Origin of the sequence: Terrabacter sp. GCM10028922 (assembly GCF_042666095.1) — a bacterium.
Taxonomy (GTDB): domain Bacteria; phylum Actinomycetota; class Actinomycetes; order Actinomycetales; family Dermatophilaceae; genus Terrabacter.
Map to the genome: position 1 here is coordinate 80,144 of NZ_JBHTFG010000004.1, position 24,216 is coordinate 104,359.

Sequence of the window (24,216 nt, forward strand, 5' to 3'; positions counted from 1 at the left end):
AGCACCCGGCGGACAGGGCAGGAGAGGCGCGCGCCGGGCGGCAGTCAGCGCCCGGCGAGATGCGCTCGGAGGCCGTCGCGCCAGTCGCCGATCGGCTCGATGCCGGCGGCGGTCAGGCTGTCGTGCGAGAGGACCCCGTATGCCGGCCGGCGGGCTGGGCGCGGAAAGCCGGCCGTCGTCGCGGGTGCGATCCGGTCTGGGTCCAGGCCCGACAGCTCGAACGTGGCACGGGCCAGGCCGTACCAGGTCGTGCGGCCGGCCGCGGTGCCGTGGAAGATGCCGGCGGGCAGGCCCGCGTCGAGGAGGCGCACCAGCAGCGCCGAGACCTCGACGGTCGAGGTGGGCTGGCCGACCTGGTCGTCGACGACCGAGAGGGTGTCGCGCTCGCTTGCCAGCCGCAGCATCGTCGCGACGAAGTTCGGCCCGCCGGACCCGTAGAGCCAGGCCGTGCGGACGACGACGCCGTCGGGGCACTGGGCTCGGACGGCCCACTCACCCGCGGCCTTGGTGCGGCCGTAGGCCGAGCACGGCGCGACGGGGTGGTCGGCGGCATACGGGGTCGTGGCGGTGCCGTCGAAGACGTAGTCGGTGGAGAGCTGGACGAGGCGCGCCCCCGCGCGGGCGACCGCCCGGGCGAGGTTCGCGGCGCCCACGGCGTTGACCGAGAAGGCCTGTGCCTCGTGCGTCTCCGCGTCGTCGACCGCGGTCCACGCGGCCGCGTTGACCACAACGTCGTGCCCGGCGACCCCGGCGAGGCACTCGGCCGCGTCGGTGACGTCGAGATCGGGCCGGCCCAGGGCGGTGACCGCGTGGCCGGCGGCTCGCAGCGCCGGCACGAGGTCGTGCGCGAGCATGCCGGAGGCTCCCGTGACGAGCACGCGGAGCGCGCCACCACCGTCGGTCATCGGCCCAGCCGGGCGTACGTCCGCTCGGCCTCGACCTTCGCGTCGGCCCACCACTCGCGATGGGTGGCGTACCACTCGACCGTCGCGGCAAGACCCGCGTGCAGGTCGGCGTAGCGCGGGCGCCAGTCCGTCTCGCGGCGCAGCTTCGTCGCGTCGATGGCGTAACGCAGGTCGTGGCCGGGGCGGTCGTCGACGTGGTCGAACCAGTCGGCGGGTCGGCCCATGATCTCGAGGAGCGTCGCGACGACCTCGAGGTTGTTGCGCTCGCCGTCGGCACCGATGAGGTAGGTCTCGCCGAGGCGGCCCTGCTCGAGGACGGCGATGACCGCGTCGTTGTGGTCGTCGACGTGGATCCAGTCACGCACGTTGAGGCCGGAACCGTAGACCTTGGGCCGGATGCCGTCGAGGATGTTCGTGATCTGGCGCGGGATGAACTTCTCGACGTGCTGGTGTGGGCCGTAGTTGTTCGAGCAGTTCGAGATGGTGGCCCTGATGCCGAACGACCGGATCCAGGCGCGGACGAGCAGGTCGGCGCCTGCCTTCGTCGCCGAGTAGGGGGACGACGGATTGACGGGGGTCCGCTCGGTGAAGCGTTCGTGGTCGTCGAGCTTGAGGTCGCCGTAGACCTCGTCGGTCGAGATGTGGTGCAGGCGCTTCTCGTGGCGGCGGATCGCCTCGAGCAGCGTGAAGGTGCCGACGACGTTGCTCTCCACGAACGGCCACGGGCTCTCGAGGGAGTTGTCGTTGTGCGACTCTGCGGCGAAGTGGACGACGACGTCGTGCTCGGAGACGAGGTCGTCGACGACGGCCGCGTCGGCGACGGACCCCTCCACGAGGCGCACCGACCCGTCGCCGCCGAGGTCCGCGAGGACCGGCGCGAGCGAGCGGGGGTTGGCGGCGTAGGTCATCGCGTCGAGCACGGTCAGCGACCAGCTGGGCCGGGTCTCGCGGGCGCGCAGCACGAAGTTCGAGCCGATGAACCCGGCTCCGCCGGTGACGAGCACGCGCATGGGGTGAGGTTAGCCTCCGCCTCGGCGCCGGGCCGGGAGTTCGGCCGGCGCCGCCACCCGCGGCGGCTCAGCCCTCGGTCGTCGTGGTCTCGGCGGCAGGCGTCGTCCCGGGCAGCGAGCCGTCCGCCGGCAGGGCCGACACGTCGCCGCCGAGGGCGGCGAAGACCGTGCGCGCCCAGAGACGGCCGCCCTTCGAGTTGACACTCGGCGGGTCGACGACCGAGACGAACCGGTTGGGGTCGCCGGCGGCCGAGAACGCGGCTGCGACGTCGACGGTCGGCACGCCGTTCGTGGCCGCCCACTCCTCGGCGGCGACACGCACCGGGCCGATGGCATCGTCGCGGTCCTGGGCCTGGAGGACGAGGAGGACGGGGACCGTGGGCCACTTGGCGCGTAGGGCGGCATACGTGCTCTTGAGCGCGGCGGGCATCGTCGAGGCGGTGTTGTCGCGTCCGTAGCTCATGAGCACGACGTCGGGGCGCGCGGGAACGAGGAAGTCGAGCCTTCGGGCCGCATAGGCCGCGCCGACATCGCGGCGGCTGCCGTTCCACACCGTGGCCTGGGGCCCGGTCGTGCCGTAGGCGACGGCGGCGTCGTAGCGCGTGGGGTCGGACTCGTTGAGGTTGCGCAGCTTGACCTGGTGAGTGTCGCTGAGCAGCTTCGCCATGACCTGGACCCACTCGCCGTCCTCGTCGCCCGTGCCGTCACCCAGCACCGCGATCGTGAGGTCGCGCCCCGACCCGACGAGGCCCGCGGCCTGGGCGGCCAGCGCCGTGGCCGCCGGCGTGGTGCCCGACGCGGTCGTCGTGCCGGGGACCGGGGTGCCGGAGCTCGACGTGTGCGCGCCGGCCGAGGGCGGCAGCTCGGGGGTGCCGTCGGGGCCGCCGCCGGTCAGCGAGACGACCGCGACGACGACGGAGACGTTGACCAGGAGGATCACGAGGCCCAGGAGCGCACTCTTCGTCCTGGACCGTCGCATGGGGCAATTGTGCAATAGCAGGACACTGTTCACCCAAACGTGCGGGGGCCGCCCGGCGCGCCGTGGGCTAGATTGGCGCCCGGCCGGCGGTCGCCCGGGAGGCCTCCCGGACCGCGCCCGACGAGACAGGACTGCGAGAGCGATGCCGACGGCGACTCCCGGACGGGACCTGCGCAAGGCGCTCTGGCACCTGCGCCGCGGCGGCCTCCCGCAGCTGCGCACGTTCCTCTCCCGCCGGTCCATCCGCCGTGGGCAGGTGCGCGGCAACGCGTTCGACCCGGCGGCGTTCGAGCCGTGGCCGACGCCGGACCGCCCCCCTAGCCGCCCGGGTCTGCGGGTCGGCGTCATCCTCGACGACTTCAGCCGGACGGCGTTCGCCCCCGAGTGGGACCAGGTCGTGCTGCGCCCCTCGACGTGGCGCGAGCAGGTGGCGGGCGGGCTCGACCTGCTCTTCGTCGAGTCGGCGTGGCACGGCAACTCGGACGCCTGGCAGTACGCCCTCACGGGCCCCTCCGCGCCGCGCGCCGACCTCGTCGAGCTCGTGGAGTGGTGCCGCGATGCCGGCGTGCCGACGGTCTTCTGGAACAAGGAGGACCCGAGCCACTACGCCGACTTCCTCGAGACCGCCCGGCTCTTCGACCACGTGCGCACGACCGACAGCGACCGTGTGCCCGACTACTGCCGCGACCTCGGCCACGACCGCGTCGGCGTGCTGGCGTTCGCCGCGCAGCCGGCGATCCACAACCCCGTGCGGCCGACCGTCGGGCACCAGGCGCGCGACATCGCGTTCGCCGGGATGTACTTCGCGCACCGCCACCCGGAGCGGCGTGAGCAGATGGACCTGCTCCTCGGCGCAGCCGCGCGGGTCTCCCGGCGTATGCCGTACGGCCTGGAGATCTTCTCGCGCTACCTCGGCGGCGACGCGCGGTACCAGTTCCCCGGCGAGCTGGGGGAGCGGGTGGTGGGGTCGCTCACGTACGCCCAGATGCTCACTGCATACCGCGCGTACAAGGTGTTCCTCAACGTCAACAGCGTCGTCGGCAGCCCGAGCATGTGCGCCCGGCGCATCTTCGAGATCACGGCGTGCGGCACGCCCGTCGTGTCGACCCCGAGCCCCGCGATCAGCGCGTTCTTCCCGTCCGACGAGGTGCCGCAGGTCGGCGAGGCGCAGGAGGCCGAGTGGACGTTGCGGGCGCTCGTCAACAGCCCGGAGCTGCGCGACAGGATGGTCCACTCGGCGCAGCGGAGGATCTGGCGCGGCCACACCTACGCCCACCGCGTCGATGACGTGCTCGGAGGCGTCGGGCTGGGGGCCCACGTCGTGCGACCCCGCCCGGTGTCGGCGCTCGTGTCGTCGAACCGGCCCGGTCAGCTCGAGCACGTCGTGCGAACCGTCGCGGCGCAGCAGGACGTCGACGTCGAGCTCGTCCTGCTCACCCACGGGTTCGAGGCGCCCGCCGGTCTGGCGGGGCTGGCGCGTGAGCTGGGGCTGGAGTCGTTCCGGACGCTCACGGCGCCGTCCGACACGAGCCTCGGCGCCTGTCTCAACCTCCTCGTCGGAGCCGCGGAGGGCGACGTCGTCGCGAAGATGGACGACGACGACGTCTACAGCGCGCACTACCTGCGCGACCAGCTCGACGCGCTCGGCTACTCCGGGGCCGACGTCGTCGGCAAGCAGGCCCACCACATGTACCTCGAGGCCCAGGACGTCACGGTCGTGCGCTTCCCGGAGCGTGAGCACCAGTTCACCGACTTCGTCATGGGGCCGACGATGATGACCTCTCGGGAGGTGGCGCGGGCCCACCCGTTCGAGGACGTCGCACGCGGTGAGGACACCGCCTTCCTGCGCCGGGTGGTCGGCGGCGGGCTTCAGGTTTATTCGTGCGATAGGTTCGGGTTCGTCCAGATTCGGTCCTCCACCCGGGCGCACACCTGGGAGGCATCGTCAGCGGAGCTGCTGGCCAACTCCCGTGTCGTCGCGTACGGACGGGCGGTGGACCACGTCATCTTCTGAAGGGGCAGAACCCGTGACCGCGCAAACCCTCAGCGCACCGGCTACCACCGCATCGGCCGTGGGCTCACAGACCGTGGCCGTCATCGGCCTCGGCTACATCGGCCTCCCGACGGCCGCGATCCTCGCGAGCAACGGCGTCGAGGTGATCGGGGTCGACGTCAGCGACCGCCACGTCGACGCCGTCAACCGTGGTGAGGTGCCCTTCGTCGAGCCCGACCTCGCGACCCACGTCGCGGGCGCCGTGAGCAAGGGCCTGCTGCGCGCGCAGAAGGAGACGCCGAAGGCGAACACGTACATCGTGGCCGTGCCGACCCCCTTCAAGGACGGTCACGAAGCCGACCTCAGCTACATCGACGCGGCGACCGACGCGATCGTCCCGCAGCTCTCGGGCGGCGAGCTCATCATCCTCGAGTCGACCTCCCCGCCCGGCGCCACCGAGCACCTGGCCCGGCGCGTCCTCGACGCCCGCCCCGACCTGTCGCTCGACGGCGCCGGTGGCCGTCCCGTCGTGGAGTTCGCGCACTGTCCCGAGCGGGTGCTCCCCGGGCGCGTCATGATCGAGCTCGTCACCAACGACCGCATCATCGGCGGCCTCACCCGCGGCGCCGCCGAGCGGGCCCGCGACCTCTACGGCATCTTCTGCGACGCCGAGCTGCACCTCACCGACGCCACGACCGCCGAGATGGCCAAGCTGACCGAGAACTCGTTCCGCGACGTCAACATCGCCTTCGCCAACGAGCTGTCGATCATCGCCGAGCGCCTCGGCATCGACGTCTTCGAGCTCATCGAGCTCGCGAACAAGCACCCCCGCGTCAACATCCTCCAGCCCGGTCCCGGCGTCGGCGGCCACTGCATCGCAGTCGACCCGTGGTTCATCGTGAGCGCGGTCCCCGAGGACGCCCGCCTCATCCGGACGGCGCGCGAGGTCAACGACCGCAAGCCCGAGGTGGTGCTCGGTCGAGTCAAGGAGCGCGCCGACCGCTTCAAGCGCCCCGTCATCGCCGCCCTCGGCCTCGCCTTCAAGCCGGACATCGACGACCTGCGCGAGTCGCCGGCGCTCGAGATCACCCGGCAGCTCGCGCAGCGCCACCCCGATGCGACGATCCTCGCGATCGAGCCCAACATCGACGCGCTCCCGACGACGCTGACCAGCTTCGACAACGTGCGTCTCGAGGGCACGGTGGCCGGCATCGCGGCCGCCGACATCGTCGTGCTCCTCGTGGACCACAAGGAGTTCAAGCGGCTCAACCGTTCGGTCCTCGAAGAGAAGGCCGTCATCGACACCCGCGGTATCTGGAGGTAGACCGGACTGGAGCGGGACCCTCGGGGGTCTAGACCAAGGATGCGCGCGTCCGCGCACAGAGCGCAGAGGAGAGCCAATGACGGCGGACGATGCCGTGACTGACGCACGCCCTACGGCGGCCGTCCGGTTCACGCAGAACGGTCATGACTTCGACGTCATTGGCTTCGTGGGTGACCACATCTTCGAGACCGTTCGCCGCACCTCGGACTTCTATGAACGAGTTCTGCTCGACGCCCTTGCCGTGTTCGTGGCGCCAGGGGACATGGTCATCGACGCGGGCGCGAATCTCGGCAACCACGCGTTGTACTTCGCAGGCGTGTGCCAGGCCAACGTCGTGGCGTTCGAGGCCTTTGCGCCGACCGTCGCGCTGCTCGAGCGCAACGTTCTCGAGAGCCGCCTGCAGGATCGCGTCGAGGTGCGCGCGATTGCTCTCGGCCGTGAGGCGGGACATGTCGTGGCCGCCGGGGTCAACTGGGCCAATGTCGGGTCAACGCGCTTCCTGCCCGCCGAAACCGGCGTCGAGGTAATCGCCCTCGACGACGCAGGACTCGACGGACGGGTTGCCTTGCTCAAGGTCGACGTCGAGGGCATGGACGTGGACGTCCTTCAGGGTGCCCGGGGCCTCATCGATCGCGACCGGCCCGTCATCTCTTGCGAGGCCGCGCGTCCGGATGAGCTCGCGCGGCTCGACGAGATGGTGGTGGAGTTGGGTTACGGCTATCTCGCCCGCTACAACGCGACGTCGACGTGGGTTCTTCTGCCCGCGCGCACCCCACTCGAACAGGTGGTGCTTCAGAGGCACCTCATCACGCACACCTCGATGTCGCACATCGCCACGCGTGACCTCTACTACCGCCTGCGGCTAGTCAACGAGAGCATCGCGAGTCTGCGCTGAGGCTGTCAGATCGCGCGAATCATCTCCGTGAACTGCTCGACGAAGGCGTCGATGCCGTACTCCTGCTCGACGAACCGCGCGCCCTCCTCGCGGTACGAGTCGAACGCCGAGATGCTGCGCAGCGCAAGGATCTGCTCGGCCATGGCTGGGATGTCCGGAAGGACGTACGTGGAAGGGTAGATGTACTCGACCCCATCCCAGGGCAGGAAGAGCCCGACGTTCCCGGCGGCGAAGGCCTCGCCCGGTGCGACGTGGAAGCTCTCGAAGTCGCTGAGCGAGAGCACGAAGCCGTAGTCCTTCAGCACCTGCCGCGTCGAGACCCAGCCCTCATGGCGCGTCGCTTCCTCGAGCCCGTGCTCCTGGATGAACTCACTGCAGTCGCTGTAGTACGCCGCGTTCATCGGGTCGGAGAGCACCCAGGGAAGGTCCTCGGGCCGCTTGCCGAACGTCGTGAGGGTGTAGCGGTCGTCAACCTCGCGCAGCGTCTTGAGCAGGTCCAGGGCCCGCCGGTAACCCTTCAGCGATGGCAGGATGCCGACCATCGCGAGGTTGAAGACGCGCTCGGGGTTTGTCGTACGCTCATATGAGTGCGTGTCGATGAAATTCGGGATGATCCGCAGCTGGCGACGGGTGATCCCGGGAAAGGTGCGGAGAATCTGCTCGGCCGTCGGCACGGACACCCCGAAAAAACGGTCCACACGGCCGTGCGCGACCTGGTTGCCGTAGTCCCGCGTCAACTCGAACCGATGTGTGCGCACGACGAGCCGCTGCTCTCGGCGCTTGTTCTTGGAGTACCAGACGGCATTGCCGAGCAGCCACTCCGCCAGCACGACGTCGGCCCATCGGAGCAGCTGGGTGCTCGCGTTGACGTCATGGACTTCATGGCCCTTCCATGCATCGACCTTGACCTGGAAGTGCCGGGAGAGGGCCTCGTACGCGCCCTGGATGAACTTGAGATCGTATCCGCCGATCAGCAGCCGCGGCTTGATCGCCTCCATGAACGCGGCGTAGTCGCCCGAGAGTGCGATCTCCAGACTGGACTTGAGGCGAGCCGCGAGGTCGTAGCTCCTAACCACGTCCGAGTGCTCGTGCAGGAACTCACTGAAACGAATGAACGTTGCCTGGTCGAGTGTCCCGTCGTGGAAGCGGTGCAGGCTTGTCAGCACCGCCTGCAGCGCGACCTGACCACGCAATGCCATGTAGTCGATGCCGAGCTCGCTGAGCGCTGCGCTGACCTGGGTCCATACTCGCAGGTGGTTGTCCAGCTCCCGTCGGCCGTACTTCTGGGTGGAGGATGCACCGAAGTCGACGGCGTTGCGGTAGATGAAGAGCGGCTCCTCGAGATGGTCGATCCGTGCGGCCTGACGCATGACCGAAACGAGGAAGACGGTGTCCTCGCCCATCCGTAGGTCTGCGTCCCAGCGGACGCCGTTCGACTCGAGCAAAGACCGTCGGATAAGGCCCGGCACCGTGGTGCTCGTGCCGCGGATGATGGCGGCGATGCGTGCAGCCACCGGCGTCGTGGGCGCGAACGGGGTGAGATGGTTGGTCAACGTCGGGGCGTGGGTGCCGCGGTCGACGAGCAGCGCGCCACGGAGAAGGTCGAGCGACGAGCGCTCCGCGTGCAGAAGGTAGTGCGTCACCGCTCCTGGGAGGAACTCGTCGTCGGCGTCCATGAAGCAGACATACGTGCCGGTCGCTAGGGAGAGCCCGAGGTTGCGCGGCGCGGACGGCGAGCCGCTGTTGGCTGGCATGTGCGCGAGTGTCCAGCCGGGGTGCTCGGAGCACGCACGCTCGAGAATCGAGACCGTCTCATCCTGCGATGCGTCGTCGACGAACACGACCTCGAGCTCGGACTCGTCGAGCCCCACCTGGGTCAAGGAGGCGAGGCACCGGCCGATCTTCGAAGCCACGTTGAACGTCGGAATGACAACCGAGAGTCGGGGGGCGGCGAGGGCGGTGGGGGTCACGAGGGTTCCTGGTTCAGATCGCGTAGTAGGGGGTCGTACGGTCGTCGCGCAGCCGGATGGCGGCGTCGAGATCGCGCAGGCGCACGACCCGGTGATCAGGCATCTCCGACCCGATCTCGATGAACCGGTAGCGGTCCTCCGGCGAGGTGGCGAAAGCCATGCGCTCATCCATGTAGCTCGAGTGGAGCCTGACGTCCCGGAGCATCTCCGGGGTCAGCGACTGTATGTCGCTCGTCAGAACCACTCGGTCGAACGCGAGGCCGAGGCCGAGCCCTGCGCCGTCGCCGATCAGGCGCTGGTCGACAACGCGGATGCCACCACGATTGAAGCGACGGTAGTAGGCACGCACCTCGATGGCCGGGACGCTGTCGTCGACGACCAGTAGCAGGCCGTCGGCCGAGCTGGACAGGAAGGAGAACGCGCGGATCGCCGACTCCGCCTCGGCGGCGCTCGAGATGACGGTGACCAGCGCCGGCCGGTCCTCGCACACGGCATAAGGGATGCCGACCGCGTCGAGAATCTGCAGAACTCGATGGCGGTAGGTGTGATTCGACAGCACCTCACGGAGTGCTTCCTCACGTATACGGTCGATGTCCGCGTCGGTCAAAGAGGCAAGCCGATCAGGGTCGCGGTCGACGAAGACCACGGAGTCCCCAAACAAATCCTCCATGCCGGCGGAGTGGTTGCTCAGCACGAGCGTGTTGCTCGACATGAGCTCAAAGACCCGGCGCGCGAACATGGTCTTCGACGCCGTCTCGGTGTTGATGTTGAGGCCCAGGCGGCTGCGCTTGTACAGATCGGCCATCTCGAGGTGGGAGACACCGGGACGCAGGTAGGGCGCGTACCGCTCAGGGAACAGGTGGTTGGGGTCGGTGTCGCCGTGATGCCGGTTGAAGATCACGAGGTCGCGGCCGGCGTCGAGGACGGAGTCGAAGATCCGTGCCATCGCCTCGACTCGAGCGGGGTGCTGGTTGTACCAGCTGCCTGCAAAAACCACCTCGTCGGTGCGCTCGCGTTGCGTAATCGGGTTGAAGTGTCGCGGCTGTGTGGCGAATGGCAGGCAGTGGACACTTGGGTGGCCGTAGTCAAGCTTGTAGCGCTCGACGCACTCGAGGGCTGTGGTGAAGATGTGGTCGAAGAGGAGGGCCGTGCGCACAAAGTCGTGCCGGCGGTCCTCGTAATGGGACGGGTCCTCCTTGTTCCAGAAGGCTGTCGGGATACCCGCGTCTCGGCAGTGCTCGAGGATGCCGAACAGCTCACCGCGGTTCTCGCGCGGAAAGTTCGCGCTCGCGTACACGCGTCCGCGCCACGGACGGGCGACCGAGTCCGGGCCCGCCCAAGCGGACTCGCACAAGAAGAGGTCCGGCTGGAACTCCTCGAGCTGTTCGCGCCACCCGTCGGGAGTGAGGGGCAGTAGGTCGAACTCCGGCGCGAAGCTGTTGTAGGTGAACTCATCGCAGACCATGGCCACGCGCAGCTTCTCGACGGGTCGAACCGGCCGCGCTGTGCGTTGCGTGCGCGACTGCAGCCCACGAAACGTAACGACGGCCTGACGCTGAAAACTGACGTCTCCAGGCTGGCCGCCCCAACGGCGCAACCTAACGACGCCGCGCACCGCGGTCAACGGCGGCTGCAGAAGACACAGGTTCGGTCGTCCGTTGTCACGCTTTACGTAGCGGAACTCGCCGAAACGCTGGTTGCGCGATATGCGCCCTCGGCTCGCGATGCTCTTGCCTTGGGCGTCGAACCATTCAATGTTGACGAGCGCGGGCGGGCTGTTCGTGGCTTCCGTGTGGTCCACGTTCCGGAGCAGCCGGATGTCGAGAAGGAGGTCCTGGCCGCCGATGACGGGCAGCACCACAGGAGGGGTCGCACTGCGCAGCGGCACCCAGTCGGCCTTGCTGCCAGGGGCAAGGTCGACGACCGACGGGACGGGAAGTATCTTCCCGAGCCGGAGGTCCGGACTCGCCTCGGACTTGCGCCTCAAGACCGTCACGGCGTTGCCGACGGTTACCCCGTCCGTCGGCATGGCCCACGGCGCGAGGGTGAGAAGGACGTGCCGTGCCGAGGCCGGTGGGTCAATTTCCACACGGATCCGTGGCTTGGCCGAGACGTACCGGAATGAGCCGAACTGCTTGGAACTGAACCAACCCTTCGGCGCTGGAACCTTCACACCGATCTCGTTGACGAACTCGACCCCAGCCACGAGTGCCTTTGGCGACTGGGCGCCCGGTTGGCTGGCGGGCACTGAAACGTCCAGGGCCACGTCAACTGGGTCACCGTCGAGAGGCAAGAGAACCTTGATGCCGCGTCCGAGGAGGACTGCGCCGTTGGGGGATACCGACGTATCGAAGAGGGGTTTGCTGGAGCTCAATGGAATGCCTTAGTCGGTGGGTCAATCGAGGGGCTGAGCCTTCGTGGTGGACGGGAGCAGACCGAGCTATTGCGTGGGCCGCAAGTTGCAGAGCTGTTGGCCCAGCCCGTCCACCACAGTGGCGGACAGAGTGTGGTGGGGAGTGTCGACGCGATCGAGGCTCGTGGCGTAGGGGTCCTTGTCAGTTGGGAACAGAATCTCCCCGTCCGACGCGCGGAACGTGGCGGTGATCCCGCCGAATCCCTTCGGGAGGTTTCCCCAGTCGAGACGCAACTGCTTGCTGGGTCCGTCCTCCGTGACGACGAGCCTGAGGTTCGCCTCAATCGTCGAGCGGTCGTCCACGAGGTCCCGAGGAGCGTTGTCCTCGTCGACGTTGGGTAGAAGGCCCTGATGCTGGAGCGAGAGCAACACGTCACCAGCTGTGCCTTCCGGGATGAGGAAGAGCTCGATCCCCCTGAGGATTGCCTGGTACGGCGGAGGGGTGTGACCTGACGAGAAGTTCGCAAGCAGCATGGCCCGACCGGCGCCGTCGCTCCAGACTCCCTTGGCTCGATAGGTCAGGCCCCTCTCCCTCAAGAAGGGAGTTGCGTGGACACCCACGTGCCAGTCGGAGGCGCTCTGCAGGTATGCGAGGCGCCGGAGTCCTGGGCCCCGAGGTGTTGTCACGAGGTGCTGGATGCCGCTGCCCTCGAGCAACTCGGATCGCTGGCCGTAATCCGCGTCAAGGACCTCGTCAGCGTTGAGCTCCATGGCCGCCCCGACGTACTGCCGCACCACTGGTGGTGCGTACTTGAGGAGATCTGTTTGCGGATTCCATACAAATGCCGAAGCACCCAATCGGTCGGCAAAAAGAATGGACGCGAAGCCGCCGCCCGAACCGCCGATGAGCACGAGCTCGCCGAACCGATCCTGTGCCGTATGAAGGATGTGGACGATGATGTTCTGGAGACCTTGTCTGGCGCGGCCCGTGTACCAGCCCAGCGGGAGCTCGCTGGATTCATCGACGACTGGGTCGCTCACGGCGATGAAAGGGGAGGATAGGCGTTCAGCAATGCCGGAGCCGGAGAAGAACGGCCCGGTCTTCCCCGTGCGGGGAACCACCGCCCCGGAGAAGAAGACAGGGAGTGCCCGACCACGTGTGCCAGCCAGCTGTGCTGCGTCCCCACCGATCTGTACATCGAGGTGTCGGCCGTCCGGGAGAGCGATGACGTGAACTCCGGCATCCCATGAGGACTCGCAGAACTCGGCTACGGAGGTCCAGTTTCGGACCTGCGCGTACTCACCGTAGGCGCAGGCCTCAGGGTGTGTCATCCGCACCCCACACGGCAGCCTGGGCGCGTCGAACGCCTGAGGGACACCAGCCTGCAGTGGTCATCCCCGTCATGATTTGCAACCTATAGACTCCGTGTCCCATCCGTCCAATTATGACCGATGTGTGGCCATGGTGCAGCAGTGGGCGCCCACCACACGTAGGGGGTCCCATGCCAGCGTCCTCGGCTCTGCCCATGTCTGAATACGTGCGCCGATTCGTCGGACCCCTTTCCGGAGTATGGCGGGTAGAAAAGGCTGACGATGATTACGTCGTGCACTTCCCGAACGGGGGTTCGCGGCGCATCGGAAATTCATCCACACATTGGGATGAGACTTTTCCTACGGACCATGTCACGTCGACTTTGTGGTTTCAGTCGCTCACGTATGCGCCGTACTTCTTTTTGGACCACGGGGACTGGGAGACGACCGCGCATGTCTTCTCCAGCTATGCCTCGCACCTTCGCGCCCTGCGGGGCTCGGATGGCTACCAGCCGATCAACTCCCTCGACCACGCACATGCGACTCAGCTGCTCGCCGCCTGCGCGACCATGGCGGTCGTACGGGACCGAGGCGTGGTCGAGGAGCGGGGCGCGGTACTGGTCGACTTCGTCGAGGCCGTCGCCGATTCCGCGATGAGTGCGGGGATGATCCGGCACAACAACCACGGCGTCATGCTAACGAGGGCGCTGGCCCACGTTGGTCATGTATTCGACGGCTTCGCGGGAGTGGCGCGTGAGTGCGGCATCCGAGGGGCTCGGGAGTTCGATGCGATCGTCGGTGGTGCGTTCGACGCCGACGCCATCGTCAACGAGAACACTCCGGCCTACCAGATCCTGTGGTTGCGTCTCATCGAGACCATGGCGGATTTCACGGAGCTCATCGGCGACCCCTCCCAGTTCGTCGAGAAGTGGCGGGCACTGCTGGAGCGGGGAAAAGCAAGTCTAGGGCTCCAGCTGATGCCCGGCAATCGGGTTCCGCCGATCGGCGATGACGCAGGGGGCACGTCGCCGTATCGCTCGATGGACGGTGAGCTCCTGTCGCCCGGAAATGGGCTCTACGTGTTCAAAGACGACGACTTCTATGTGTCCATCACCTCCGGCTACCGGGGGGTGGTCCACAAGCACGTGGACGACACGTCGATCCGCCTTCAGGTGCGGGGGCAGGACCTGCTCATCGATGCCGGTCTGCTCAACTACGACGTGGGCGACGCTGTGGGGGTCTCCGTGGTGTCCCAGCGCGGACACACCGGCCTGTACTTCCCACGATTCGACCACCTCAGGTCCCTTGACATGTTTGCGGCCAAGCCACCGCGCCAAGAGAGCTCCTTGCTGGTCCGGGAGGGGCAGGGCGGCTCCCAGGAGTACGAATGCCGCTACGTCGTCGACGGGTCCTACCACGCCTTGCGGCGCTATACGCGGCACGGCAACCACATCTTCCTGATCGAGGACGCCTTCGATGCACCCGGCGGGGAGGTCGCCGTGCAGCGATACCTGCTCCCCAAGGAAGCACAGCTGAGGTTCCATGGTTCAACGCTGACGGCCCGTTTCGAGGGCGTCGAGCTGCTGCTGAGGTTCGATGAGACGGCAACCGTTGCGGTGTTCAACGGCGGCGAGGGCTCGGCCCCGAAAGGTTGGCGCGCTGCTCGCCACTACGAGCCGGAGCGCTGCTGGTGCGTCGAGGTCGAGCCCCCGGCAGGCGCTCGTGCGATGCGCGCGAGTCTGACCGTCGTCGCTGACGGCGAGGGACCGGCCGCCGACGTGGTCGAGACCTTCTGGGCCCGTGGGCGGCAGGCCACCGACCGGCCGTGCCCCTCAGCCGACGAGCTCGTGTAGCGCCCTCAGTGTCTCGACGTACAAGGCCGCGCCGTAGTGGAACGGCGAGGCGCCCCACTTGTGAGTCGGGTCGGTGACGAACAGCCCAGGCTCGTAGTCGATCGAGCGGATGCCTGTCGTGTCGATGCGCTTGTATGCCGCCTCGAGGGCGACGTTGTGCCGACGGATGTAGTCCGGATGGGGGAGTTCGTCACCGGCTGTTGTGTGGGTCGCCCACAGCACGCGATTGAGCACGATCCGATGCGGCGGCACCAGCTCGACCAATCGGGCGAGCCCCGCTTCGAACAGCGCGAAGTACTCGTCGGTGCCGACGCGTACTCTGTCCTCCGGGAGGCTGTCGAGACCGCACGTGCGCGCCTCGGGGGAGTCGGTGATCCATGATTCGCCGGTGCGCACGAGCTCGAGCCGTTCGTCGATGAGGTCGAGTAGCAGGACGTCGTGCGGCGTCGCCCCGAGCACCCCAGGCAGACCCTTCTCGATGTCGAGCTGCACCATGCGGCGCTGGAAGGGAGATGGATTGGCTGCCAGGTCGAGTCCCGCTGGGGGCTCGCTGGGGACAGGGCTGAAGGCGCTGCCGAGGGCCGATCTGGCGACGTAGTCGGCCAGAGGAGGGGCCTCGGACAGCTCGAAGGCATCGCGCGACACGCAGCTGCCGTAGATGAGGACGCGGGCACCGACGGCACCGAGCTCGGACATTTCGATGGTCTCCTGGTCGAACTGGCTCCGTCAGGCGGACGGCGGCTATCAGGCTATAACGGACATGCGTACCGGCTCCGCGTCGCCGGCCGGCATCCTCCCTAGACTGGCCGGCGGACGCAATGGACTGAACAGGCAGGGACACGGTGGTGCACTCGGATGAGCGGCGAGACCCGCGAGAGCTGGAGGGGCGCCTGTTGGCCGAGGTCACGAGCGACCCCGGAGACCTCTGGACCAAGTACATCGGCCTCGTCGAGCGCGAGAAATCGTCCCGCCAGAAGGCCAGAGCCGCGGATCGAGATCGCAAGGAGCTAGAGCGGCTGCGCCGGGAGAAGGCAGAGCTCACCCAGCGTCTGGGCAGCGCCAATGCGGCACTCGACGCCTACCGGGCGGAGACTGCACGTCTCAAAGGCGACCTCAAGCGTGTGCGTGGGTCGCGGGCTTACCGGGTGGGTCGGGCCATCGCCGCCCCGGCAGCGCTCGTGCGCACGTCCCGGCAGGTGCCTGCCGCCGGGTCCACTCCCATGGACTCGTCCAAGGGAGCGTCCGCCAGCACGGTCCCCGGCCAGCGCCACAACGGGCACCAAGTGGGCGACGAGCGCCGGCTCAGCGACTACTCGTATGACGAGCTGCTGACCCGCTTCGCCGAGCAGCCGACCCCCGAGCGGCTCGGTCACGTCCTGAGCCGCGCATGGTTCCAGCAGGGTCTCGTCAGCCAGCCCGCGGAGCTGCTGGGTTCCCATCCCGAGATCGCCGGAGCGCTCGGCCCCCGCGACCGCCAGCTGGCTGAACGCATCCTTGCCGCCCACCGCATCAGGCGCGACGGCGTGTCCCTGCCGGCCCGGGGGCGCGGCCCTGCCTACGTTCCGGAGCAGGGGCGCGTCCTCTACTGCGTCCACTCGACCCCGGCGTTCAACACCAACGGCTACTCTCTGCGCACCCGGGGCGTCGCCTCGGGTCTACGCGCCGCGGACGCCGACGTCGTCGTCGTGAGCAGGTCCGGCTACCCATGGGACAGCAAGGTCGACGTCGCCAAGCCGAAGGAACTTCGCCACGTCGTAGAGGTGGACGGGGTCGAATACGTCCATCTGCCCGGCCACGCCCTCGCCTCCACGCCGACCGACCACTATCTCCAAGAGTGCGCCGACGCGTTCGTGCGCGAAGCGAGGCTGCGTCGCCCCGCGCTCGTCCAGGCCGCGTCGAACTACCGGGTCGGTCTCGCGGCACTCATCGCCGCTCGGCGGATCGGTGTGCCCTTCGTCTATGAGGTGAGGGGTCTTTGGGAGGTAACCGAGGCTTCCGACAAGCCGGGCTGGGAGGAGACCGAGCGGTTCCGCATTCAGGCCGACCTCGAGACCCTGGTGGCGCGAGAGGCTGACGGCGTCCTGGCGATCACAGAGCAGACGCGCGACGAGCTCGTCCGCCGGGGCGTTGACCCCGCCCGGATCACCGTCGCGCCCAACGCAGTCGACCCCAGGGAGTTCCTTCCGCTGCCGAAGGACGCGGCGTATGCCGCCCAGTGCGGTCTGCGCACGGACGTGCCGGTCATCGGCTTCGCCGGGAGCATGGTGCCCTATGAAGGGCTGGCGGTCCTCGTCGACGCGGCGGCCTTGTTGCGCGACCGGCGCGTCGACGTGCAGGTCGCCCTCGCCGGGTCGGGCAGCGCCGAACCCGCCCTCAAGGAACAGGTGGCCGAGCTCGGCCTCGAGTCGGTCGTGCGCTTCCTCGGACGTGTGCCGTCCGCACAGGTGCCGCGTCTCCTCAGCCTCTTCGACGTCATGCCCTGTCCGCGGTTGTCCCTGCCCGTGACCGAGATGGTCTCGCCGCTCAAGCCGCTCGAGGCTCTGAGCAGTTCGAAGGCTGTTGTGCTCTCGGACGTCGCCCCCCACCGCGACCTCGCCGGTGACGGTGAGACCCGAGCGAGGCTGTTCCGGGCGGGCGACCCCACCTCCCTCGCCGATGTCCTGCAGCAGCTGGTGGAGGCCCCAGACGCCTGCGCCGACCTAGGCCGCACCGGCCGCCTCTGGTGCCTCGACGAGCGGACCTGGACCCGACTGGGCGCCCAGATGCTCATCGCTCACAGGTCTGCAACGGAGCGGGCCATCGCGGCGGCAGAGGCAGCTGGGCCGATTCCGTTGGCGTCGCTGCGCATCGGCCTCATCGCCGACGAGTTCACCACTGAGACCCTCACGGCCTCGTTCGACGTCGTGCCTCTCGAGCGCGAAGGCTGGCCTGAGCAGCTGGTCGCAGGCCTCGACCTCGTGCTCGTCGAATCGGCTTGGAATGGCAACGGAGGCCAGTGGCACCGGGGAGTCGGGCAATACACGAAAGAGGAACATAGCGATCTCGTGTCGCTGCTCGCCCGAGCCCGCGAGCTGGGCGTGCCGTCGGTCTTCTGGAACAAGGAGGACCCGGTCCACTTCGACCGGTTCGTTCCCACCGCCACGCTGTGCGACCACGTCTTCACCACCGATGCCAACAAGATCGCCGACTATGCCACGGCAGGAGTTGGCACGGTGCGCACAGTGGCGTCCCTGCCCTTTCACGCGCAACCGCGCCTGCACAACCCGCTTCCGGGAGCGCGGCCGTTTGAGCACACGGCGGCTTATGCCGGGACGTACTACGGCGACCGCTACGCGAAGCGCTCCCAGGAGCTATCGAGGTTGCTGGAGACCGCACGCCCGTTCGGCCTGGCCATCTATGACCGGCAGGCCGACCAACCCGACTCGCCCTATCACTTCCCGCCTGCGTTCACGGCTGCCGTGCGCGGCTCGCTGCCCTACTACGAGGTGATCGACAGCTACAAGGCCCACCTCGCCAGCCTCAACGTGAATTCGGTGTCCGGCTCACCCACGATGTTCTCGCGACGAGTCGTCGAGGTCGCGGCCTGCGGTGGTGTCGTGCTCTCCGGTCCGGGGCGCGGCATCGACGAAACCCTCGGCTCGGCTATCCCCACGAGCTCCGACCCCCTCGTATGGCGGGCCCTGCTCCGCACCTGGAGCGACGATCCGGGGGCCCGACTACGCGAGGGGTGGCTCCAGATGCGCACTGTCCTGCGAGCCCATACCGTCGAGTCGGCCATGGCCATCGTCGCGCGGACGGCGGGAGTGCCTGTTGCGGCGCGCGCTCTCCCGACGTATGCGGTCCGGCTCAATGGCAACCGTCCTGATGTCATGTGTTCCGTTCTCGGCCAGTCTGTGCGGCCGGCTGAGGTCTGGTGCGAGGAAGACGCGGAACGGCTGCGAGAGGCGCTGGCGCACAGCGGGATTCGCGTCCTCGAGGTCGAGGATGGCTCAGTAGTCGAGACGGCCTGTGACTTCGTCGGCGTCGTCGATGAGCCAGTGGGGCGCACCCATTTCGAGGACCTCCTGCTCGCCGATCTCTTCGGCCCGTGGGAGCGCATCGTGCCTGTTGCACAGGCCGCGCCCACGCACGGCGAGCCTCTTGCCCTTCCCATCCCGAGTGCCGATGTTCTCGAGGGATTGGTCTCGACGACGGTGCTGCGTCAGTGCGCCGAACTGTCAGAGGCGTTGCGGGTCGAGGGACTGAGAGGTGTCCGTCTGCTCGTTCCGTCCGCACCCACCTCGACTGCTCCGGTCACGCATGTGGCCGGAGACACGAACCTGACGCTCGACAGCGCCGACAGCCTTCATGGCCTCCGTGTCCTCGTAGCCGGCCACGACCTCAAGTTCGCAACCAGCCTGATGGACGAGCTGCGCAACCGTGGTGCGACCGTAAACGTGGACGAGTGGAGCTCGCACAGCGATCACGACGAGACACGGTCGACCGAGCTGCTCGCCGACGCCGACGTCGTCTTCTGCGAATGGGGACTTGGGAACGCCGTCTGGTACTCCCAACACATCGGACCCGACCAGCGCCTTGTCGTGCGGGTGCACTCGCAGGAGCTTCGTCGGCCGTACCTCGCCCGCATCCACCACGAGGCTGTCAACGCGTACGTGTTCGTCGGCGGGCTGGTCCTCGAGGCCGCCATTCGCAGCCACGGGCTTCCGCGAGACAGGTGCATCGTCGTTCCCAATCCCGTCGACGTAGAGGCGCTTCGTCGAGACAAGCACGACGGCGCCGACACGACGATTGGTCTCGTCGGCATCGTGCCGCGCACCAAGCGACTCGACCTTGCCCTTGACGTCGTCGAGGGCCTCCGGGCTCGCGGCCTTCCACACACGCTGCGGGTCCGGGGAAAGGTTCCCGCAGACTTCGCATGGATGCAGCAGCGTCCTGACGAGCTCGAGTGGTACGAGCGGCAGCTGGCGCGGATCGACGTCCTCAACGCCGACCAACCCGGGAGCGTCGTGCTCGAGGGGCACGGTGACGACATGCCCGAGTGGTACCGCGGCATCGGGGTCGCCCTGTCCGTCAGCGACTTCGAGTCCTTCCACCTGACCATCGCCGACGGTGCAGCGTCAGGTGCGCTTCCCGCGACCCTGGCCTGGCCTGGTGCCGACCTCGTCTATCCGCGCGAGTGGATCTCGCCGACCATCGACAGCCTCGTCGAACGCATCGCCACCGCGCACACCGACGCTGCAAGACTGCGGGCGGAGGCGCGTGAGCGCTTTGCCGGTCCCGTTGTCCTGGACCGGCTCGTGGCCCTGCTGTCGGGTGAGGTGCAGCCATGATCTTCACGCCATCGCAGCCGGCTGGCGTTCAGCTCGAACGACTCGCCGAACACGTTCGGCTCCGGCTGCCCAGCGGCACCGCAAACCAGAGCATCGCGCGAGCCCGCCGTCTTCTTCGCGAGCACGTGCTCGACACGATCCACTTCGGCTCGTTCCCGCTTGGTCTCGACATGACGGCCGAGCCATGGGCCGACACGACCCAACGATCCCGGGGCCGGCACCTGCACGGCTTCCTCTTCCTCGGCGACCTCCCGAGCGTGCTCGACGAACCCCGGGCCCGGGAGGTCGACCGGCGTTTCGTATTCGAGCTGCTCCGGGCGTGGGACGCGGCGCACCCTCTCGGTGCCGATGCCCATCCGATGGCCTTCCACGACGAGACAACGGCCCAGCGGGTCCTCCACGTGCTACCGCTGCTCCCTGCCCTGAGCGCTCTCGGTGACGCCGAGCTGGAGTGGCTGCGCGGCTTTCTCGACCGCTCGGCTGCGCTGCTCGCCACCGAGGAGTTTCATGCCGGTCACAACAACCACGGGATGTTCCAGGACCTTGCGCTGATCTCGTACGCGGCGCTCGCCGACTGGCGCGACGACGACGTGCGTCAGGGTCTCGTGTCTACGGCCCACCGGAGGCTGGTCGACTACTTCCTCCACAGCTTCACGAGCGAGGGCGTGCACATCGAGAACGCGCCCAACTACCACGTGCTCGTCTCGCGCTACCTCAAGGACCACCGCGACCTGGCGGCGGCCGTGGGGCTCGACCACGTCGAGGAGCTGAGCGCCGTCCTCACGAGTGCTACGGCGTACGCCACGCACGTTGTCATGCCCTCCGGCGTGTACCCGCTCGTCAGCGACACGCAGCCGTCGAACATCGCGGCTGTCGCCCGGGAAGTGTTCCACGACGACCGGATGTTGTACGCGGCCACTGGTGGCGCTGAGGGCACGCGCCCGTCAGCGCGGGTCCTGCTGCTGCCGGCGTCCGGGTACGCCGTCTACCGCTCAGCGTGGGGTGACCGCTCGGCGACCTATGTCTACTTCTCGGCAGCGTACAACTCGGGCTATCACAAGCACTCCGACGAGAACTCCGTGTGGCTGACGAGTGGCGGGCTCGACCTGCTCGTCGAGGCGGGACCCAACGGCTACACGTACGCCGATCCGCTGACGCGGTACGCCTACTCCCAGCACGCGCACAACACCCTCGTCGTCGACGAGCGCAGCACGCCTCGCACCGATGGTCGTCGCGCCGGCGAGGTCTCGATGCGGATCGAGCAGGAACGACCCGACGGTTTCCGCGTTGTCGGCCGCAACGGCCGCTTGGCCGGCGCCGTCCACGAGCGGAGCCTCGACGTCTCCGAGCGGGTCGGTGGCACGAGCCTGACGGTCGTCGACCGTGTGTCCGCCGCCGCGGAGCACGACTACGACGTCTACTGGCACGTGGGCCCGGACCTCGACGTCGTGCTCCGCTCCGACGGCTTCGACCTCGTCAACGACGGCCGTCGCCGGCTCACGCTGAGGTTCACATCGGAACAGGCCGTCCAGCAGTCGGTGCACTCAGGTGAGCCGCCACCACGGGTGCAGGGATGGAGGTTTCCGCGGTTCGGCCACGCCGTGCCCTGTCCTGTCGTGCGCCAGCGGCTCTCAGGTCGAGACGTGGCGCTCGTGACGACAATCGACGTCGTCGACGAACGACTCGAGCTCCCCGCTCCGGCGGCCGTCGCTGCGGCGCGCGTCGAGGGGACCGAGGCCACCGGGGACCCGAGCGGAGATCTCGACGTGCGGATCGACGCAGCGCTGGAGAACACCCAGGATGGGGCCACGCTCCATGCCCGCCTGCACCTCGAGAGCGCCACGCAGTACGCGTTCAAGCTCTACCGGGGGTCCTCGCTCGTGGCTGAGGTCGGCTACTCCGGTCGGTCCGAGGCGAGCTGGTCGGCGCTGTCGCCCGGGCGCTACCGGGTGCGGGGCTACGCGCGCGCGGCGGCGGGCCAGCCGGCCTCCGCCCGCACGACCACGTCGATCTATGTGCGCTGAGCCGGCGACGGGGCGTGGACCGTCTCAAGCATGTTCCCGCCCTGGGACGGCCAGCGGGTGAGGCGGAGCCGCTCGCTCACCACGGGCGTGCGCCCACCGGTCGAGTCCTTGACGAACGCCCGCACGTGGAACGGCCCGCTGCCCCGGCCGGTCACGTCGAACATGTGGGTCGGGGAGCGGCGGTAGTGCACCTTCTGAACCTGCTCGGTGCCGGCGTACAGATGAAAGGCGAACGCCGTGGCGTCGTGTGCCCGGGTCGTCGCGACGATCTGCCCGGGACCGACCTGACGCAAGGTCACGACAGGCTGAGAACCGACACGGCGCAGGGTCGTCACACGAACCGGGGCGCGCTTCGGGGTGCCGGGGGCAGCCTCGGCAACCTCCGCGGCGAGGGCGGTGTACGTGTCGTCGTCGTAGTGGAACGGCGCTGAGCCCCAACGGTGCTCGGGTTCTGCGTACGTTTGCACATCCTTCCCGAGGACCGGGACGTCGAGCGCGTGGACGGCTGCGTCTACGTAGTGGTCGAAAACGGGGTTCATCGCGTCGGCGCGGTCACCGAAGCTCGGCGTCGGCTCGCCGCCATCGCGGTTGCTGGGCGCCCACTTGGGGGCGAGCAGGACCGTGCGGTCACGCAGATCGAGATCGTCGAGCAGTGTGCGGAACGCCTCGAGCGCCGTCTGGAAGAACCGCCGGTGCACCCTGCTGCCGAAGCGGTGGTGCATCGAGCCGGCCGTCAGCCCCTCCTCGCCGAGGGTGCGCAGCTCCACTGAGTCGGTGGTGAAGGACCCGTCGAGGTGCTCGAAGACCCCGAGGCGCTCGTCGAACAGGTCCAGCACGACCAGGTCGACCTCGGCCGCCAGCTTCCGCATCACGCCGGGCAGCGACGAGGCGGCGTCACCCGCGAGCATCCGGCGCTGGAACGGACTGTCGAGGCGCGCCAAGCAGACCGGCGCCGGAGCAGTCGCGCCCATGGCGCTGATGAGGCTCTGGCGCGCGACGTACGCCGTCAGCTCGAAGGCCTTCGGGTCGAGGAACTCGAAGGTGTCGCGCGAGACGCAGCTGCCGTGCACGAGCGTGCGGACCCGGCGCGGCGCCGGTGCCGGGGGAGTCACGCGAAGTCGGCGATGCGCTCGCCGAGCCCGAAGAGCTGGCGCATGGCGGCCACGGACCGCTCGGCCGCGCGACCGTCGCCGTACGGGTTCACGGCGTTGGCCATGCTCGCGTAGTGGCTGTCGTCGTCCATGAGGCGGCTCACCTCGTCGACGATGCGCTGCTCGTCGGTGCCGATGAGTCGCACCGTGCCGGCGTCGACCGCCTCGGGACGCTCGGTGTTCTCGCGCATGACGAGCACCGGCTTGCCGAGCGAGGGAGCCTCCTCCTGCACGCCGCCGGAGTCGGTCAGGACGATCTTCGAGGCCGCCATGAGCCGGGTGAACTCGCCGTACGCGAGCGGCTCGGTGACCACGACGTTGCCGAGGCCCATGAGGTAGGGCAGCACGGCCTCGCGCACGATCGGGTTGCGGTGGGCCGGGAGCACGAGGAGCTGCTCGGGGTAGCGCTGCGCCAGCGCCTTGAGCGCGCGGCCGACCCCCTCCATGGCGCCGCCCCAGTTCTCGCGGCGGTGGGTGGTCACGAGCATGACCGAGCGGCCGGATCGCTCGGCCTCGGCGAGGCGCGCGTCGGTGAACGGGATCTGCTGCTCGACGGTGTGCAGCAGCGCGTCGATGACGGTGTTGCCGGTCACGGCGATGGTGGCCGCGTCGATGTCTTCGCGGACAAGGTTGTCGCGGGACGTCGAGGTGGGTGCGAGGTGCAGGGCGGTGACCTGGCTCGTGAGCTTGCGGTTGGCCTCCTCGGGGAAGGGTGAGGAGATGTCGCCGCTGCGCAGACCGGCCTCGATGTGCACGACCGGGATCTGGCGGTAGAACGCCGCGATCGAGGCCGCGGCCACCGTCGAGGTGTCGCCCTGGACGACGACCGCGTCGGGACGCTCCTGCACGAGCACCGGGTCGAGCCGGTCGAAGACCTTGGCCATGATCGAGTTGAGCGTCTGGCCGTGCGCGAAGACGTCGAGGTCGTGGTCGGGGACGATCCCGAAGATGGCGTTGACCTGGTCGAGCATCTCCCGGTGCTGACCCGTGACGACGGTCGTCGACTCGAAGTCGGGACAGGCCTCGAGCGCCTTGACCACAGGCGCGACCTTGATCGCCTCGGGTCGCGTCCCGTAGACGGTCATGACCTTCAACGTCATCTCTTCACTGTCCTCTGG

The 24,216-nt window shown here is 68.4% G+C and carries 15 protein-coding genes; 6 read left to right on the forward strand and 9 right to left on the reverse strand.

The features are described from left to right. Positions 1-44: 44 nt before the first annotated feature. From rfbD to ACFQU3_RS03980, 3 genes are all read right to left on the reverse strand, one after another. Entirely contained in the window at positions 45-905 is an 861-nt protein-coding gene (gene rfbD / locus ACFQU3_RS03970) for a dTDP-4-dehydrorhamnose reductase (RefSeq protein ID WP_385906823.1), read from the reverse strand. Continuing rightward, positions 902-1,915, reverse strand: coding sequence for a dTDP-glucose 4,6-dehydratase (gene rfbB / locus ACFQU3_RS03975; RefSeq protein ID WP_385906826.1), 1,014 nt, complete (start codon positions 1,913-1,915; stop codon positions 902-904). Before rfbB ends, rfbD begins: the two co-directional genes overlap by 4 nt. A 67-nt stretch (positions 1,916-1,982) precedes the next feature. Further along, on the reverse strand, positions 1,983-2,894 hold the full coding sequence (locus ACFQU3_RS03980) for an SGNH/GDSL hydrolase family protein (protein WP_385906829.1): 912 nt from the start codon (positions 2,892-2,894) through the stop codon (positions 1,983-1,985). Between the two features lie 142 nt (positions 2,895-3,036). Here ACFQU3_RS03980 and ACFQU3_RS03985 point away from each other — a divergent pair, with 142 nt between their 5' ends. The 3 genes from ACFQU3_RS03985 (at position 3,037) to ACFQU3_RS03995 (ending at position 7,106) form a co-directional block, all read left to right on the forward strand. After that, positions 3,037-4,908 (forward strand): glycosyltransferase, encoded by a 1,872-nt coding sequence (locus tag ACFQU3_RS03985; RefSeq protein ID WP_385906832.1) that lies wholly within the window; start codon positions 3,037-3,039, stop codon positions 4,906-4,908. A gap of 13 nt (positions 4,909-4,921) precedes the next feature. Continuing rightward, positions 4,922-6,211, forward strand: a complete 1,290-nt coding sequence (gene wecC, locus ACFQU3_RS03990; RefSeq protein WP_385906835.1) for a UDP-N-acetyl-D-mannosamine dehydrogenase — start codon at positions 4,922-4,924, stop codon at positions 6,209-6,211. Between the two features lie 76 nt (positions 6,212-6,287). Then, positions 6,288-7,106: an FkbM family methyltransferase gene (locus ACFQU3_RS03995; RefSeq protein WP_385906838.1), complete on the forward strand. Its 819-nt coding sequence runs from the start codon at positions 6,288-6,290 to the stop codon at positions 7,104-7,106. Positions 7,107-7,111: 5 nt separating this feature from the next. Here the strand turns inward: ACFQU3_RS03995 and ACFQU3_RS04000 are convergent, their stop codons facing one another. The 3 genes from ACFQU3_RS04000 to ACFQU3_RS04010 form a co-directional block, all read right to left on the reverse strand. Then, complete coding sequence (locus ACFQU3_RS04000) at positions 7,112-9,076, reverse strand: glycosyltransferase (protein ID WP_385906841.1); 1,965 nt, start codon at positions 9,074-9,076, stop codon at positions 7,112-7,114. 13 nt (positions 9,077-9,089) lie between these two features. Next, positions 9,090-11,450 carry a glycosyltransferase gene (locus ACFQU3_RS04005; protein ID WP_385906844.1) on the reverse strand — a complete coding sequence of 787 codons (2,361 nt, stop codon included), beginning with the start codon at positions 11,448-11,450 and terminating at the stop codon, positions 9,090-9,092. A gap of 66 nt (positions 11,451-11,516) precedes the next feature. Next, a complete protein-coding gene (locus ACFQU3_RS04010; RefSeq protein ID WP_385906847.1) occupies positions 11,517-12,761 on the reverse strand; it encodes a hypothetical protein in 1,245 nt (414 codons plus the stop codon). Between the two features lie 194 nt (positions 12,762-12,955). On the opposite strand from ACFQU3_RS04010, the gene ACFQU3_RS04015 reads away from it, so the two are divergent. Next, positions 12,956-14,593: a heparinase II/III family protein gene (locus ACFQU3_RS04015; RefSeq protein ID WP_385906850.1), complete on the forward strand. Its 1,638-nt coding sequence runs from the start codon at positions 12,956-12,958 to the stop codon at positions 14,591-14,593. Here the strand turns inward: ACFQU3_RS04015 and ACFQU3_RS04020 are convergent. Then, positions 14,573-15,289 (reverse strand): DUF6270 domain-containing protein, encoded by a 717-nt coding sequence (locus ACFQU3_RS04020; RefSeq protein ID WP_385906853.1) that lies wholly within the window; start codon positions 15,287-15,289, stop codon positions 14,573-14,575. The two genes, ACFQU3_RS04015 and ACFQU3_RS04020, sit on opposite strands and share 21 nt — an antisense overlap. Before the next feature lie 197 nt (positions 15,290-15,486). Here ACFQU3_RS04020 and ACFQU3_RS04025 point away from each other — a divergent pair, with 197 nt between their 5' ends. Together ACFQU3_RS04025 and ACFQU3_RS04030 are read left to right on the forward strand one after the other, a co-directional pair. Then, positions 15,487-19,923, forward strand: a complete 4,437-nt coding sequence (locus ACFQU3_RS04025) for a glycosyltransferase (RefSeq protein ID WP_385906856.1) — start codon at positions 15,487-15,489, stop codon at positions 19,921-19,923. Next, positions 19,920-21,947, forward strand: coding sequence for an alginate lyase family protein (locus ACFQU3_RS04030; protein ID WP_385906859.1), 2,028 nt, complete (start codon positions 19,920-19,922; stop codon positions 21,945-21,947). Before ACFQU3_RS04025 ends, ACFQU3_RS04030 begins: the two co-directional genes overlap by 4 nt. On the opposite strand, the gene ACFQU3_RS04035 is transcribed toward ACFQU3_RS04030, so the two are convergent. Further along, positions 21,935-23,059: a DUF6270 domain-containing protein gene (locus ACFQU3_RS04035; RefSeq protein WP_385906862.1), complete on the reverse strand. Its 1,125-nt coding sequence runs from the start codon at positions 23,057-23,059 to the stop codon at positions 21,935-21,937. The two genes, ACFQU3_RS04030 and ACFQU3_RS04035, sit on opposite strands and share 13 nt — an antisense overlap. After that, on the reverse strand, positions 23,056-24,198 hold the full coding sequence (gene wecB / locus ACFQU3_RS04040) for a non-hydrolyzing UDP-N-acetylglucosamine 2-epimerase (protein WP_385906865.1): 1,143 nt from the start codon (positions 24,196-24,198) through the stop codon (positions 23,056-23,058). The genes ACFQU3_RS04035 and wecB overlap by 4 nt, the downstream gene beginning before the upstream one ends. Between the last annotated feature and the right edge of the window lie 18 nt (positions 24,199-24,216).